Source organism: Dictyobacter sp. Z7_2 (assembly GCF_057551105.1).
Window position 1 is genome coordinate 2965934 of record NZ_BAAJPE010000002.1, and the last position, 15514, is coordinate 2981447.

9 protein-coding genes are annotated in these 15514 nt (G+C 50.4%); 7 read left to right on the forward strand and 2 right to left on the reverse strand.

Going from position 1 to position 15514, the window contains the following annotated elements:
- Positions 1 to 100 precede the first annotated feature (100 nt).
- Complete coding sequence (gene murA / locus AC27N8_RS26030) at positions 101 to 1459, forward strand: UDP-N-acetylglucosamine 1-carboxyvinyltransferase (protein ID WP_487070878.1); 1359 nt, start codon at positions 101 to 103, stop codon at positions 1457 to 1459.
- A gap of 81 nt (positions 1460 to 1540) precedes the next feature.
- Here murA and AC27N8_RS26035 read toward each other — a convergent pair whose 3' ends face one another.
- Complete coding sequence (locus AC27N8_RS26035; protein ID WP_487070880.1) at positions 1541 to 3811, reverse strand: hypothetical protein; 2271 nt, start codon at positions 3809 to 3811, stop codon at positions 1541 to 1543.
- 472 nt (positions 3812 to 4283) lie between these two features.
- On the opposite strand from AC27N8_RS26035, the gene AC27N8_RS26040 reads away from it, so the two are divergent.
- The 4 genes from AC27N8_RS26040 (at position 4284) to AC27N8_RS26055 (ending at position 11765) form a co-directional block, all read left to right on the forward strand.
- Entirely contained in the window at positions 4284 to 5141 is an 858-nt protein-coding gene (locus AC27N8_RS26040) for an SAM hydrolase/SAM-dependent halogenase family protein (RefSeq protein WP_487070882.1), read from the forward strand.
- Positions 5142 to 5830: 689 nt separating this feature from the next.
- A complete protein-coding gene (locus tag AC27N8_RS26045; RefSeq protein WP_487070884.1) occupies positions 5831 to 7726 on the forward strand; it encodes a PrkA family serine protein kinase in 1896 nt (631 codons plus the stop codon).
- Positions 7727 to 7933: 207 nt separating this feature from the next.
- Complete coding sequence (gene yhbH, locus AC27N8_RS26050; protein WP_487070886.1) at positions 7934 to 9076, forward strand: sporulation protein YhbH; 1143 nt, start codon at positions 7934 to 7936, stop codon at positions 9074 to 9076.
- 16 nt (positions 9077 to 9092) lie between these two features.
- Positions 9093 to 11765 carry a SpoVR family protein gene (locus tag AC27N8_RS26055; RefSeq protein ID WP_487070888.1) on the forward strand — a complete coding sequence of 891 codons (2673 nt, stop codon included), beginning with the start codon at positions 9093 to 9095 and terminating at the stop codon, positions 11763 to 11765.
- A gap of 70 nt (positions 11766 to 11835) precedes the next feature.
- Here AC27N8_RS26055 and AC27N8_RS26060 read toward each other — a convergent pair whose 3' ends face one another.
- Positions 11836 to 12447: a sulfite oxidase-like oxidoreductase gene (locus AC27N8_RS26060; protein ID WP_487070890.1), complete on the reverse strand. Its 612-nt coding sequence runs from the start codon at positions 12445 to 12447 to the stop codon at positions 11836 to 11838.
- Positions 12448 to 12926: 479 nt separating this feature from the next.
- Between AC27N8_RS26060 and prmC the strand changes: the two genes are divergently transcribed.
- Together prmC and AC27N8_RS26070 are read left to right on the forward strand one after the other, a co-directional pair.
- Positions 12927 to 13793, forward strand: coding sequence for a peptide chain release factor N(5)-glutamine methyltransferase (gene prmC, locus AC27N8_RS26065; protein WP_487070892.1), 867 nt, complete (start codon positions 12927 to 12929; stop codon positions 13791 to 13793).
- Positions 13794 to 13948: 155 nt separating this feature from the next.
- A complete protein-coding gene (locus AC27N8_RS26070) occupies positions 13949 to 15286 on the forward strand; it encodes an MraY family glycosyltransferase (protein WP_487070894.1) in 1338 nt (445 codons plus the stop codon).
- Positions 15287 to 15514 lie beyond the last annotated feature (228 nt).

Genomic DNA, 15514 nt, shown 5'->3' on the forward strand with positions numbered 1-15514 from the left:
GGATCGGAAAGGAAACAGTCCAGGCACTGCCCCTTCTGTCCATTGTACTCGTGACACCTAACGCGTTATGTAGTAAATACATCAGGAAGGTTTGTTTTTCGTGAGTGAGCAAAAAGATCAGTTTACCCCTCATTATTTAGTTACCGGGGGACAGCCTCTGTATGGAGAAGTGACGCTCAGCGGGGCCAAAAATGCTGTCACCAAGATGTTAATCTCGTCTCTGATGACGACTGATACCTGTGTGTTACGCAATATACCGATTTTGGGCGATATGGAACTCACGGTCAAGTTGTGTGAGGATCTGGGCTCGCAGGTAGAGGTCAATCGTGAAGAGCATACCCTGACGATCCAGACGCCCGAGATTACGAACTGCAATGTCTCGAGTACCGTGGGAGGACTCAATCGCATCTGTGTGATGACGATTGGACCATTGCTCCATCGCTGCGGCGAGGCGGTGATTCCGTTGCCGGGTGGAGATCGGATTGGTCCTCGCCCCATCAATTATCATATCCAGGGCTTGCAGCAGATGGGGGCCAGGATCGTCGAAAAAGATGGCTACTATCATTGTTATGCTCCCCAACGGCTGCATGGAACGACCATCTCGCTTCCTTTCCCCAGCGTCATGGCGACCGAGAATCTCTTGATCACGGCCTCTCTGGCAAAGGGTGTGACGACGATTGAAAATGCCGCGGCTGAGCCGGAGATTGTCGATCTGATCAAACTGTTGCAGAAGATGGGCGCCATTATTGAGTATAAGGTTGATCGACGCATCGTCATCGAAGGAGTTGAATCCCTGAATGGTGCCAGGCATACCCTGTTGAGCGATCGTAATGAGGCCGTCTCTCTGGCGGTCGCCACCTATCTTACCAAAGGCGATGTGTATCTACGAAAGGCTCAACAGGATACGCTCCTCTCTTTTCTCAATACGCTCTTGAAGATGGGCCTGCGCTTTGAGGTCGATGATGAGGGGATACGCTTTATTGGGGATAGTAAAACCCCACCTGCTATCGCTCTGGAGACCGATGTGCATCCGGGTTTTATGACCGATTGGCAGCAGCCATTTACTGTCCTGCTGACTCAATCCAATGGCCTCTCGGTGGTGCATGAGACGATCTATGAGGATCGGTTTGGCTACACCAATACCTTAAATCGGATGGGGGCACATATTGGTTTGTATCCCAAATGCCTGGGTGAAGTTCCCTGTCGTTTCCGTGAGAAGCAGCACACGCACAGTTGTGTCGTCAGCGGCCCAACGCCGCTGGTGGGCACACGCCTGGATATCCCTGATATTCGGGCTGGCTGCTCGTATATTTTGGCCGCTTTATGCGCTGAGGGGACTTCTGAGGTCTATGGAATTGAGCATATTGAACGTGGCTATGAGTATCTGGATGTGAAACTTCGCGCCTTAGGGGCGCAGATCGAAAAGATTTCGGTGCCAGAGGTGTCTCAGGCGCTGTAAGAGAAGAGGATTGGCGTCCTTGCCTCGAGCGATGCACATGTTTTTGTGATTTCACCGTTGATCACAAAAACATGTGCATCGCTAGCTCTGTAGGCTGGAGCGTGCTTCACGTAGCTGCTCGGTTGTCAGAATTCTAAATACAATCAATAGATTTTCGAGATCATATTCAAGTCCAATGGCATATAGCTCTTGACGGATACGCCCCAGTGCACTGATCTGTGTGGTTGTGATCAGTCCATAACTCACAAGGCTTGCCGCTAATAATTGATCGGGCGTTAACAACTTAAACATAAGTAATATTTCACCAAGCTGATAATTTAAATCCACGCCACGTAACATCCGCTGAATATTCTGCGCCACATCCAGACGATCCTGAGGTACCAGATGACCATCGAGCAAAACTTTGTTGAGCGAGCGCGTTGCCCTTCCATTTAAGGCTTGTGCTTGGATGGATGATTGTGGCTGTGGCTGCTGTTCTCCGAGTGCAGGCATCGGTGGCAGACTTTGGACAATATCGAGCAGAACGGCGTTATTCGTCGTCATGCTCTCTGCAAGTTCTTCGGGGAGCTGGATCTGCTCCACCGGTTTTTCCTCTTCATAGGCGACCGTTTTTGCGTTGGCCTTTTCTTTTCCATTTACTTTGCTGTCTGTCTCTTCCTCCTGAGCGGGCTCGTACTGGCTCTCCGGCTGCTTCGACTCTTCTATGACTGGCTCTGCTGCTGGAGTCGATGCTGGTGCCATCGTCCCTTTGTTCGTGGGTGTAGGAGGCATCGGCGTGGCGATCGAGGCCAACTGACTGGTCCCTGCTGGTTGTGATGGCATCCCTATTTGCTGTCCATAGTTGGAACGCGAGAGAACATCTGGACGTTTAGGCTGCTCTGGAACGGCAGGTCCCGAAATGGTGCGCTCGAGGGGCAGGTCCTGAATCGGAGAGGCTCGCAATGGTTGCGCCCCGATTTTTTCATCTTGAGATGTGCGAGCGGTCGGAATGACAAACGTCGAATAGGTATGAGGCTGATTCTGCTGACCATTTGTCTGGTTACGTTCTGCCTCTCGTACAGGCTCAACTGTGGGTTGCTGTGGCTGTGCGCTTGGATTGATTGTCGACCATGGTGTGGCTGATGCTGGCGACGCTGACCATTGGGTCGCTGACTGCTGTTGTGATGGTATAGACGCCGGTTGCCATTGAGGGGCCGGTTGCTGCTGTGGAGTCGGTTGCCATTGGGGCATCGATTGCTGCGATGGCGTAGCAGGCGGCTGCCATTGGGGGGTGGATGATTGTTGTTGTGGCTGCCATTGAGGCATCGACTGCTGCGATGGCGTAGCAGGCGGCTGCCATGATGTTGCTGGCTGCTGTGGTGCCGGCGGAGTGTACGATGTCGTCTCCTCTTTCATCGGTGTAGCGGAGCGGAAGCCCTGGACAAGACGCGATAGCTGAGCCAGTCCAGATTCGTTCTGTGGATTCTCGGTATGCGGAAGTTGTCCGCTGGCAAGTCTCTGCAGCATCGGTGCATCGTTATTTGTATTGTTGGGCTGAAGCGGTGGCATTGCGTGCAACGCGGCATTGGTGGCTTCTCTCACCTCAAAATTTGTCGCAGAATTTTCTTCATCCTGCACATTCCAGGTGCGTTGATTGGGATAGAGCACCGCTCGTATCTTTTCACTGTATGATGGCTGGCTGGAGCCAGAGAGCCCTGTCGCGGGCGATGGCTGCGGATTGAGTCCCGCTGGCTGCGCTTGCCCGACTGGCGTGCCAACCGGTGTCTGTGGCAAAAAAGGTGAGCCTGAACGAGGCATAGCCTGTCTCATACCTGTGTCTGAGGGAACCTGTATCGGGAATGTGCCCGTATTGCTATTCAGTGGCATCTGCGCCGCTGGCTGGGGGACGGTGGGCATTTGTTGCGAGGCGAAGCGTCGCATACGTGGTTGAGTACTGGTATCGATCACTGCGCTTGGCACACGCGTGCGCACGGCATCTACCAGGCTCATCAAGCCCAGCATGCCATCGATCTCCATATCGATATTGGTGTTTTGAATATGATCGTCTGGATCACGTGGTCCATAGCCTGCCAGATTGGTGCACACAAACGTCAGCACCTGCACTTTGCGATCGCGGCGCTGAGAGTCCAGGGCGACCCAGAATTCGCGGCGTGCAGCGGCGGCCTGTGCCAGATCCACCAGGACCAGTCGAATTGGATAGCGCGAGATGGCATCAAAGACTTCGACGGCGGTGCGAGCTATATGATTTGTGTAGCCTGCTAATTGCAATTCACTCGTAAGCAATGTTGCAAATTGTTGGTCGCGCTCGAAAAGAAGGAGGTGTGGTCCACCTGTACTTGTATTAATATTCATCTTCTTTCAATCGCACGGATACCCCTGTCTTCAGACCTGGGGAGGGGTGCGCCTCCATTTCCTTCATCTTCTTTCAATCGCACGGATACCCCTGTCTTCAGACCTGGGGAGGAGTGCGCCTCCATTTCCTTCATCTTCTTTCAATCGCACGGATACCCCTACCCACAGGCACAATGGAGACACGTTTCAGTCTGAGGAGGTACAATGCACGGTATCCAGACATTTGGTAGTAGTGTTTTGTTGCTATCCATCTGTCTATGGAATAATAGTGGCAATGAGAGCCCTGCTGCCCTGATTTTGTGCTCTGTCCGTGTCTGTATTCGGGGCTAGTATAGCATACATCTTTTATAATGTCATAGTTATCGCGCGGGGGATGTGACTTATGACGCATCACCTGTTTACGTATTGTGTGTCTTATACTTGAGTATAAGCCATCGTGCCCTTTTCTGTTTGGAGAAAGGACTATAGTACCGTGTCTGATCTGATTTCTCGTCCTTCGTCGGCAGTGATCGCTTTGCTGACCGATTTTGGTCTGGTGGATAGTTTTGTGGGGGTGATGAAAGGAGTTATCTCTACGATTGCTCCCGGGATTCCTATCATCGATATCACGCACGATATCGCGCCGCAAGATATCTTGGCCGGCTCTCTGGCGCTGGGGAGCAGCTATCAATATTTTCCGCCCGGGACCATATTTGAGTGCGTGGTTGATCCCGGCGTTGGCAGCCAGAGGGCTCCGATTGCTCTCCATGCCGGGGAGTGGTATTTTGTGGGTCCAGATAATGGCCTGTTCCAGCGTATCCTGGAGCAGCAGACTGTCCATGAGGCGGTGCGGTTGACGAATGCCAGCTATCATCTTTCCACTGTGAGTTCAACGTTCCAGGGGCGGGATCTCTTTGCTCCGGTGGCGGCCCATCTGGCCAGAGGTGTGGCTCTGAAAGAGCTGGGAGAGCCCATCGCTGTGGCTGAGCTTTGTCGTCTGGATATCGCTCAACCGCTCTATAAGGATGATCAGATTGAGGCCCAGATTCTTTCTATCGACCATTTTGGCAACCTGATCACCAATATCCCGCTAACACTCATCCCAGACTTCTTTGAACGTCCCGCTGTGCGCCTAGAGATCCCTGAAAGGGGCGTGCTGATTACGGAGCGACGGCGCTTTTTTGCCGAAAGTACTAGTCAAAAAGAGCCCTTCTTATTGGTAGATAGTTCTGGTACGATAGCTATCGCAATCTTTAATGGTTCGGCGGCGCGGCAATTAAATGTGCAATGCGGCGCGGCAGTGACTTTATTTTTAGCACCCACTACACTTCATCGCGCTGCTTCTTTCTAGTGTATTACCGCGAAACGTGTCGGGTAGACGAGTATAATGAATAGAGGGGGCAATGTCTGGACCGTGTCTTTTTCGATCCGTTGATTAGGATACTGTAAGGTTGATAGGATACTGTAAGATTACCATGTTCCAGATATCCTAGAAGAATTGTTTCATAGAAAGAAATATGCTATAATGAGGATATACCCATATAAGATAATGGGAACTCGTGGCGGTAGCGGCAACGTAGCTGGGAAAAACAACATCCATCGTAGATATCGTTCATCTCTTGCTTGATCCAAAAGGAGTAAGAAAGGACCGATTGAAGCATCTCAGGAGCATCGCTATGATGCAACTCTTAGGTTTATCCCAAAATAATCGATTTAAAGATTGGATACAGAGTATCACACATCTACATTTAAATAACATCCTCAGAAAAGTAGAAAGGGCTGGTTTTCTCGCTACGAACGTCGGGCAAGAATCCGGTCCTTTTGGTCTTAGCGGGCCAATCCATTGGTCGAGGATCACGCTTATATGTGGAATATACTCTCAAACAGCTCACTTCTTCTCTTGATATTTCCCGATCACGTAGTGCGTTTTCTGGTTCGTACACCGTAGCAGCAGTAATAAGCGTAGTGTAGGAAGCGACCCAGGAAGGGTAGGGACTTTTTTCTTCATACACTATTAGTCATAGACAGAGAGGATGAACTATGGATCTGGTAAAGCGGTTAGAAGAATACCGGGACCGTGAGCGCGAGCTCATGTGGGAAGGGACCTTCGCGGAGTACTTCGAGATAGCCTGTAAAAAACCAGCGGTAGCTCGACTTTCTCATGAGCGCATTTATCACATGATTATGGATGGTGGTATAGAGACCAATCGGAATGGAGAGCCTCACTACAAGTTTTTCAGTGACGAGATCTTCGGCATTGAGAAACCGCTCCAACAGATTGTCGACTACTTCCACTCGGCCGCTCAACGTCTCGAAGTGAGAAAGCGCGTGCTTCTCCTGATGGGACCTGTCGGCGGTGGTAAGTCCACGATTGTGCATCTGATAAAACGTGGCTTGGAGTCTTATAGTCGTACCCCCGAAGGTGCCATCTATGCCATTACAGATTGTCCCATGCATGAAGAGCCGCTCCATTTGATTCCTTATGAACTCCGAGGCGATGTAGAAAAAGAATTTGGCATTTACGTCGAAGGTGATCTGTGCCCTCATTGCCGCTATATGGTTGACAATCAGTTCCGTGGACGGATTGAAGAAGTTCCGATCAAACGTATCAGCTTCAGCGAGAAGTATCGCGTGGGCGTAGGAACCTTTACCCCCTCGGACCCCAAGAGTCAGGATATCAGCGAACTGGTTGGTGGCATCGACCTTTCCACCATCGGTGAAGTGGGAGTCGAGAGTGATCCCCGTGCGTATCGGTTTGATGGTGAACTCAATATCGCTAACCGTGGCGTGATGGAGTTCGTGGAAATGCTCAAAACAGACGAGAAATTTTTATATGTCTTGCTGACTTTGAGCCAGGAACAGAATATTAAGACCGGACGCTTTAGCATGATCTATGCTGATGAAGTGGTGATTAGTCATACCAATGAGCATGAGTATTCTTCATTTGTTGGTAATAAAAAGTCGGAAGCGTTGCAGGACCGCATCATTCTTGCCAAGGTACCATACAACCTGCGTGTCTCCGATGAAGTCAAGATTTACGAGAAACTGCTTAAGCAGAGCGCGTTACAGAATGTACATATCGCTCCTTATACACTGCGCATCGCCAGCATCTTCGCCATTCTGACCCGTTTAGAGGCGTCCAAGAAGGCCGGTATGAGCTTGATGAAGAAGCTCAAACTCTATGACGGCGAGGATATGGAGGACTTCAAGCAGAAAGATGTGCGCGAGGTACAGGAAGAGGCCGTGCGCGAGGGGATGGATGGTATCTCACCCCGTTATGTTATCAATCGTTTATCAAATGCTCTTATCAAGAACAATGTTACCTACATCAGCCCTATCGATGCCTTACGCGCCCTGCGTGATGGCCTGGACCAGCATACCAGCATTACCCGCGAAGAGCGTGAGCGCTATCTGAATTTCATCAATGATGCTCGTAAAGAGTATGATGAGATCGCCAAAAAAGAAGTGCAGCGGGCGTTTGTCTACTCCTATGAAGAGTCAGCACATACGATGCTCAACAACTACCTCGATAATGTTGAAGCATATTGCAATAAGACGAAGTTACGTGATCCGATTACCGACGAGGAATTGGAGCCTGATGAGCATCTCATGCGCTCAATTGAAGAGCAGATTGGGATCTCAGAAAATGCCAAGCGCTCATTCCGTGAAGAGATCCTTATTCGTATCTCCTCGCTGGCACGTAAAGGTCTGACCTTCGACTACACCAGCCACGAGCGCTTAAAAGAAGCGATTGAAAAGAAGTTGTTTGCCGACCTGCGCGATGTTGTGAAAATTACGACATCGACTCGTACTCCTGATAAAGAGCAGTTGCGCAAGATTAACGAAGTCGTTGAGCGTCTGGTTGCTGAGCAGGGATATACCTACGAAAGTGCGAACGAGCTTCTTCGCTATACAGGTAGCCTCTTAAATCGCTAGTTCGCATCAGAAGCAGGATGATCGATCCGTGTAGAAAGTGTGGCCCCGTTGGCGGTTCAGTGGCGAACTTCCAACGGACATTCTCCTCTCTACCATGTGGTCTCATTGGATATTGCCTTCCATTCAGATAAGAAAGAGGCGTTGTACCTTTCTCGCAATGCACGTTGCGCTTCTGAATGCTGATGGGTTTAGTAAGGAGCATCATCCATGTCTGTCTCCCAACATGATTGGTCATTGCACCGCAAAGGTCAGGGTGACCAGGAACGCCACAAAGAAAAGATCCGCGAAGCCGTCAAAAAAAATCTGGGCGAGATCGTGAGCGAAGAGAGCATCATTCTTTCCGATGGTCAAAAAACGGTGCGCATCCCTATTCGCTCGCTCGAAGAATATAATTTTCGTTATGATCATGGCCGCCAGCAGCACGCCGGACAGGGTAATGGGAAAAGTAAAGTCGGGGATGTAGTTGCGCAGGAGCCGAAGCCTGGCAAAGGCAAAAAGGGCGAGGCCGGCAAGGAGGCCGGATATGATTATTATGAGGCTGAGGTCTCGATGGAGGAGCTTGCCGCGTTAATCTTTGAAGATCTGGGTCTGCCCAATCTTGAGCAGAAGCGCCAGCAAGAGATGGAGACCGAGTCTGTCGTCTTTACCGATGTGCGTAAAAAAGGGGCGATGGCGAACCTCGACAAAAAGCGCACGATCATGGAAAACATCAAGCGTAACGCCTCCAAGGGCGAGGCCGCCTTTAAGGATATCAAGTCGGATGACTTGCGCTTTAAAGTGTGGGAACCGACGATCAAGTTTCAGTCCAACGCCGTGGTCATCGCGATGATGGACGTCTCGGGATCGATGGGCGAGTTCGAGAAATATATCGCTCGTAGCTTCTACTTTTGGATGGTACGTTTCCTCCGTACCAAATATAATAACGTCAAGATCGTGTTTATCAGCCATCACACCGAAGCCAAAGAGGTGACTGAAGAAGAGTTCTTCCATAAAGGCGAGAGCGGTGGCACGCAGGTCTCATCGGCTTATGAATTGGCACTCCAGATTATCCAGGAGCGTTACAATCCCAACGATTGGAATATCTATCCATTCCACTTTTCTGACGGCGATAATCTCCCCTGGGATAATGATCGCTGCGTACAACTGGTCACCAAAATGATGGAGCAATGTAACATCTTTGGCTATGGCGAGATCCGCGAGGGACACTATCGCTCTCCCAGCACATTGATGTCGGCCTACAACAAGATTAGCGATAAGAAGTTCATTCCCGTGACCATTTCAGATAAAAAAGAGGTCTATCCCGCGCTGCGTAAATTCTTTGCTCAGCGTGATCCTGTGGCAGGCAGGTAGAGTCAGGAGTTCCTTCATGATTGATAATGTTGCTAGCAGTGACATTGAACGCCTGCGCGATGGCATAGATGCAGCCTGGGAAGAGGCTCGCAAGTTTGGACTTGATCCTTTTCCCACTCATTTTGAGCTTGTGCCTGCATCTATCATGTATGAATTCGCATCATACAGCCTACCGGGGCGCTTCAGTCACTGGACGCATGGAAAAGCGTATTATCGTCAAAAGATGCAGTATGACCTGGGCTTGAGCAAAATCTATGAAATGGTAGTCAATACCAATCCCAGCTATGCCTTCCTGATGGACATGAACAATTTGTTGCAGAATACCTTTGTAGCTGCGCATGTCTTTGGCCATACCGACTTCTTTAAAAATAATGCCTACTTCCAGAACACGTCGCGCCGTATGATCGATAAAGCGAGTATCCATGCCGAACGCATTGCGAAGTACGAATTTGATCATGGCAAGGATGAGGTTGAGCATTTTCTGGATGCTGTTCTCTCAATTCAGGAACACATTGACTATAACCTGCTGCTGAACAGCGACAATACGAAGCCTGATGAGGAAGCCAAGCCAGTCAGTACCGCCTACGACGACCTATGGGGTCTGGATGATAAGGCGCGTAAGGCTGAGGAGGAGCGTGATCGTCGTCCTGGCAAGACAGCCAAGTTCCCCGAAAAGCCGGAGAAGGATCTCCTCTTATTCCTGACGCGCCATGCGCCGTTGCTGGAGCCGTGGCAGCGCGATATTCTGGAAATCGTCCGCACCGAGATGCTGTACTTTATCCCGCAGATGCAGACAAAGGTTATGAACGAAGGCTGGGCCTGTCTGGTGGGTTCAAGCCTGGTGCTGACCGAGCGTGGTTTCTTGCGCTATGATGCTTTGCATCACCATCTTGCTCAGGGCGAGACCATTCTGGCTGCAAGCGGCAACGGTGTGCAGGACAAGATCAGTGATCGTCATATTCGTCGCAACGCGGCGACAATCCGCCTGCGAACGCGTCGCGGTCTCGTGCTGGAGGGCGCGGAAGAGCATAAATTGAACATTGGACCAGATCAATGGCTGGCACTTAAAGATGTAAAAGTTGGGCAGCGTGTACCATTAAGCGTGGGTGATAACATCTGGTCTACACATCTCGTTCCTGTTGCCACACCTGCTCGACGTGTTTCGTCTACCGTGTCCGACGTGGCAGAGGCGGCTGGTGTAAGTGTCAAGACTGTTTATCGCTCTATGAGTGGCAAAACCTCTTATGCACAGGATCAGATCTCCGCTGCTATGCAAACAGTGAATTATACCTTTGGCAATGCGGGTAAACCTGTTTACGCCTCTCGCTTTCCACTGAGTGCACCCACACATCTGACGGAGCCTTTCGCCGAGTTTCTGGGCTACCTGATTGGTGATGGCAACATCCACGTCTCAAAACAAGCCGTGGGTTTTACCTCGGGTGATATTGAGTGCAGAGATCGGTATGCGCAGCTGGTTTTAGAACTGTTTGCCATCGAGCCTGCTGTCTTCTGGGATGATAAGACTGTCAGCGGCGAGGGTGGTCGCTGGCGCGTGGTTTTTTACTCTGCGAATGTGCTTGATCTTTTACAGACTCTTGGCATTGATTTGAGTGCCAGGGCTGCGCAAAAGTGCATTCCAGATGCTATTCTGCAATCACCAAAATCTGTTGTCAGTGCGTTCTTGCGTGCATACTTTGATTGCGATGGGTGTGCTTCTGCTAAAGAAGGAGTGATTCTCTCTACTTTTAGTGATGAGATTGCGCAAACGCTGCAGGTGTTGCTGCTTAACTATGGCATCTTGTCGCGTCGCTATGGAGTCAATATTCGTATCAAGGGTGCTTCTGCAAAACTTTATGCTGACGAGATTGGCTTTGGCTTACCTCGTAAGCAGCAAAAGTTAGATGAATATGTGCAGGCGCATCTCTGGTTCCTCAAAGAAGATACGTCTGATGAGGTTGTGAGCGTAGAACTGTCGGTCGCCGATGTCTATGATATAACCGTGGAGGACTCGCATCGCTATATTGCGAATGGGATGCTCCATCATAATAGCATCTGGCACTCGCGTATCATGCGCGAGATGGGCGATAAGGGATTGATCTCCGACTCCGAGACGGTTGAGTTCGCCCAACTGCATTCGGGAGTACTCACCCCATCGCGTACCTCCCTGAATCCCTACTATATTGGCTTTAAGATCTTCGAGGACGTCGAGCGCCGTTGGGATAATCCCTCGCGCGAGGAGCAGGATCGGCTGGGCCGCAAGCCTGGCTTAGGTCGTCAGAAGATCTTTGAGGTGCGTGAGCTCGATAACGATGTCTCCTTCTTGCGCAACTACCTGACCGAAGATCTCATCAAGGATCTGGATCTGTACCTCTACAAAAAAGAGGGCGATGATTGGGTGATTGCCGAAAAGAATTGGGAGAAGGTGCGCGATACGATTGTCGGCAATATGACCAACTTTGGACATCCCTACCTGGTGGTCGACAACGGCGATTATAAGGGCAATCGAGAGCTCTACCTCATGCATCTCTTTGAGGGACAGGAACTCGATCTCAACTATGCTGAAAAGACGTTGCAGCATGTCTACATCCTCTGGGGACGCCCAGTCCATCTGGAGACCGTCTTTGAAGGGAAGCGTATCCTCTTGACCTATGACGGAGAGCGTAATAGTAAGAGCTCTCTAGAAAAATAAGTGCCTTGTAAAAGAGTATCCAAACAGGCTTGCAGTCCGGAAAGGTTCGGTTGCAAGCCTGGGAACTTGTTTACCAGTAGCGCTCTTCTTTCCAGGGATTGGCGCGATTATGATAGCCACGTTTTTCCCAGAAGCCAGGATTATCCTCCTCCATAAACTCCAGGTTATCAAACCACTTGGCGCTCTTATAGGCATAGAGCTTGGGCACCAGTAGCCGGACTGGACCACCATGCTCGATCGCGAGATCCTCGCCATCATGCTTGATCACAATGAGAACATCATCGTCATCCAGATCAGTCAGCGGGAGATTGGTCGTATAGCCTGTCCAGGAATGGGCCATCACAAATTTAGCGGTTGGTAACGGCCTAGCACGCTGTAGAATCTCTCGGATATGTACACCTTCCCAGGTGTTATCGTAGCGACTCCAGGAGGTGACGCAATGGAAATCAGTCGTCATGGTTGTACGAGGGAGCGCCAAGAATTCGTCCCAGGATAGCTCGAAGGGCTGTTCGACCAGTCCCGTTATTCTGAGTTTCCAACCGGCTGGCAGCGCCTTGGGCTCACGCTCATAAGTTAAGACGGGCCATTTTTTTGTCAGATACTGCCCTGGCGGCAGGCGATCCAGGCCATCTGGACGCTTCTCGATTTCTCCAGAACGGGATTTCTTACCGAATAAAGCCATAAGAGCATACTCCTTTTGTATAAGAGGATATCGAATAATTCTTCATTTGATAGCGATAATTTCATAGGTGAAAACGGAATTGTGCGTCTATTCTATTCCATCCTATGAAAAAACAATGCTGAACTCTCAGAGAGCGAAACGTTTCCCCCGAAGAGAGAAAGCAAGCAAACGTAGCGGCGCGGCTCCGCCGTGCTGTCAGTGACTCGTATGATTCGACCTGGATGCGTCTCTCAATGGAACGCGATGGACAACGTTGTCGTACGAGTCACTGACAGCACGGCGGAGCCGCGCCGCTACGTGGGTGAGCGTTTGCACTGTGAGCGAAAGGATCTTCCTCCCTGTCTGAGACAGTATTGCCCATGCTGATAGCATTGAATGGCATGATACAATTCTATCGGGCTGGATTGTGCACTTTTTTGATTGTTTGAGGCTAGAAATCACCGGTACTTCATTTGCATGCAGTTAGTTAGGAATTATGCATGACTACGTTTCAGGAAGCATTGTTGGTAGGTGCGCAGATATTGGCGCAGGCGGAGATCTCAGGCGTACGCGTTGAGGCGCGGAAATTATTAGGAGCGGCTGCCGGCGTGGATCGAGGGTATATTCTGGCACATCCTGAACGAGAGCTAACTCCTGAGCAGGAGCAGCGCTATGAGACCTGGCTACAGCAACGCGTTCAACACGAGCCGTTGGCCTACATCCTGGGTGAACAGTCATTTTACGGTCTGGATTTTAGCGTGAATCGACACGTCTTGATCCCGCGTCCAGAGACGGAGCTTCTGGTTGAGGTGGCTCTAGCGGAGATAGAGACACGCATCTCTCAGGGGATAAATCCTGTTGTGGCCGACGTGGGAACCGGTAGTGGAGCTATTCCAATTGCAATTGCTGTGACAGAGCCTCTCCTTTCATCTATCTACGCTTGTGACATCTCTTCCGAGGCACTTGAAGTTGCGCGGAGAAATTGTGAACGGCATCATGTAAGCGATCGTGTACGTTTGTTAAAGGGAGATCTGATAGCTCCTCTGCCGGAACCTGTGGATGTGTTACTGGCAAATCTGCCCTATGTCGGCCTGGATGAGATGAGTGAGATGAGTCAGGATGTGCTGGCGTATGAACCCCATCTGGCGCTATTTAGTGGCCCACTTGGGCTAGATCTCTTGTTCCGTTTATGCAAAGAGGTACACTCTTCTGGTACTCTTAGGGAAGGTGGGGTGATGCTGTTGGAGATAGGTTATCGGCAATGTGAGCCATTGACTCACGTGCTCCATACGCTCTGGCCGCACGCCCGTGTGAATTGTCATAAAGATTATGCGGGCTGGGATCGATTGGTGCAAGTCTCTCTCTAAATATTTTTTATGATGAGGTTATGTCTGAATAAATGTTGTGCGCACGTTTATTTAAGCGCACTGTATATGTGGAGCGTGTGCGTAGAATGCTGTCGATAAGGTATGCATACGTTCTGTTTCTCCGTTAATGCTTATCGGTTTGAGGGGGCACATTTATGGTAATGGAGGGTCTGTTTCACAGCCAGCCGCTATCTTCCTTATTCTCTATGCATCTATCGAGCCTGGATCATCCAGATACAAGCTTTTATTTACTGCTAGCTGGCGGGATCTGTGCATTCATTGTTTCATATTTGTTGCTGTTTGCGGTCGCCTTTCTAACGCGTAAATTCAATTTAGTCCGCCGGGCTGAACCTGGACGTAAGCAAGACAACGTGCCACGTCTGGGAGGCGTCGCTATTTTCATCGCCTTTGTCATCTCCTCCCTGATATTTTATATCCACAACGAAGACCTGCAACTGAAGGAAAAAATTATCTACTGGCTGTTTCTGGCTGCGGCAGTAGTGATTGTGGCGGTCCACGCCTATGACGATGTGAAGCCTTTACGTCCGTTGCCGAAGTTGTTGGCACAGACGGTTGCCGTCATTATCGTGCTAGGACCTTTTTTAAATGGGAAATTCAATGGAGTACTTTTATTTGGCTTTGGTAATCCATTTCAATCATTGACGGTCCCATTTTATCATGGCACGACAGTTGATATATTTATCCATAGCACCGATATTCGTCTCCTGGCCATTCCGGCTGTGCTGGTCACGTGGTTCTGGATGATTGGCATGATGAATACCGTCAATCTGATCGATGGCGTAGATGGCCTGGCCGCTGGAGTGGTAGCGATCACTGCCATATTTATCACGATCACCAGCTGGCTACTTGGTCAGTACACCATCGCCGTGCTATCGGCGATCTTTGCGGGAGCCGTCTTAGGCTTCTTGCCACACAACTGGAATCCAGCACGCATTTTTATGGGGGATAGCGGCTCCCAGTTTCTCGGATTGGGATTGGCGGTGCTCTCGATCATGGGAGGGGCGAAGATTGCTCTGGCTTTGATGGTGTTAGGCGTTCCCATCATGGATGTGGCGATTGTGGTAATCAATCGCATCCGACGTGGACAACATCCCTTGCATTACGACCGCACGCACCTGCATTATCGCCTGCAAGCGACCGGACTCACTGTCAGGCAGATCTGCTACATCTTCTACGGATTAACGATCCTGTTTGGATGTCTGGCCCTGGGCTTTGGACATTTCTTCAAGCTGATCGGGATCGCTCTCGTAATGATCACGATGGCTGCCCTGATCACCTGGATCGATGCTCGTCAGCGTCGCCGAGGCGTGCCGATGAAGCTCGACAAGAACGATCCTGGCGCAAGCGGTCAACTCCCGGTGGTCGAGAATCCGTCTGCCGCAATCGAGAGCAACAATGCTCCCGAGGACGCAGAGATTGAAGACAACGAAGAAGGAAACGTGCCCCTGAAAAAAGCAAGCTCACCGACGTAGCGTTGTCGGCGAGCTTGCCCAATACCTTTCCACCGCAGAGGTCAAGCTCGCCGACGTAGCGCCGTGGTCTTGTGCCCGGCGGACTCGTGACGTACGTAACGTTTGCTTTTGTTGCTCAATGCAGAAAGAAAAGAACGATCATGCGATGAAGATCATTCTGCCTGGTATTCTTGATTGAAAAGACAGGCAATTGTGCATACAGAGCCTGATATTGAACGTTTGCGTACG

Bases quoted from the DNA above. Each gene is read 5' to 3' on its own strand.
- AC27N8_RS26060 (WP_487070890.1), bottom strand. From the start codon at position 12,447: ATGGCTTTATTCGGTAAGAAATCCCGTTCTGGAGAAATCGAGAAGCGT.
- prmC (WP_487070892.1), top strand. From the start codon at position 12,927: ATGACTACGTTTCAGGAAGCATTGTTGGTAGGTGCGCAGATATTGGCG.
- AC27N8_RS26035 (WP_487070880.1), bottom strand. From the start codon at position 3,811: ATGAATATTAATACAAGTACAGGTGGACCACACCTCCTTCTTTTCGAG.
- AC27N8_RS26055 (WP_487070888.1), top strand. From the start codon at position 9,093: ATGATTGATAATGTTGCTAGCAGTGACATTGAACGCCTGCGCGATGGC.
- AC27N8_RS26070 (WP_487070894.1), top strand. From the start codon at position 13,949: ATGGTAATGGAGGGTCTGTTTCACAGCCAGCCGCTATCTTCCTTATTC.
- yhbH (WP_487070886.1), top strand. From the start codon at position 7,934: ATGTCTGTCTCCCAACATGATTGGTCATTGCACCGCAAAGGTCAGGGT.
- AC27N8_RS26045 (WP_487070884.1), top strand. From the start codon at position 5,831: ATGGATCTGGTAAAGCGGTTAGAAGAATACCGGGACCGTGAGCGCGAG.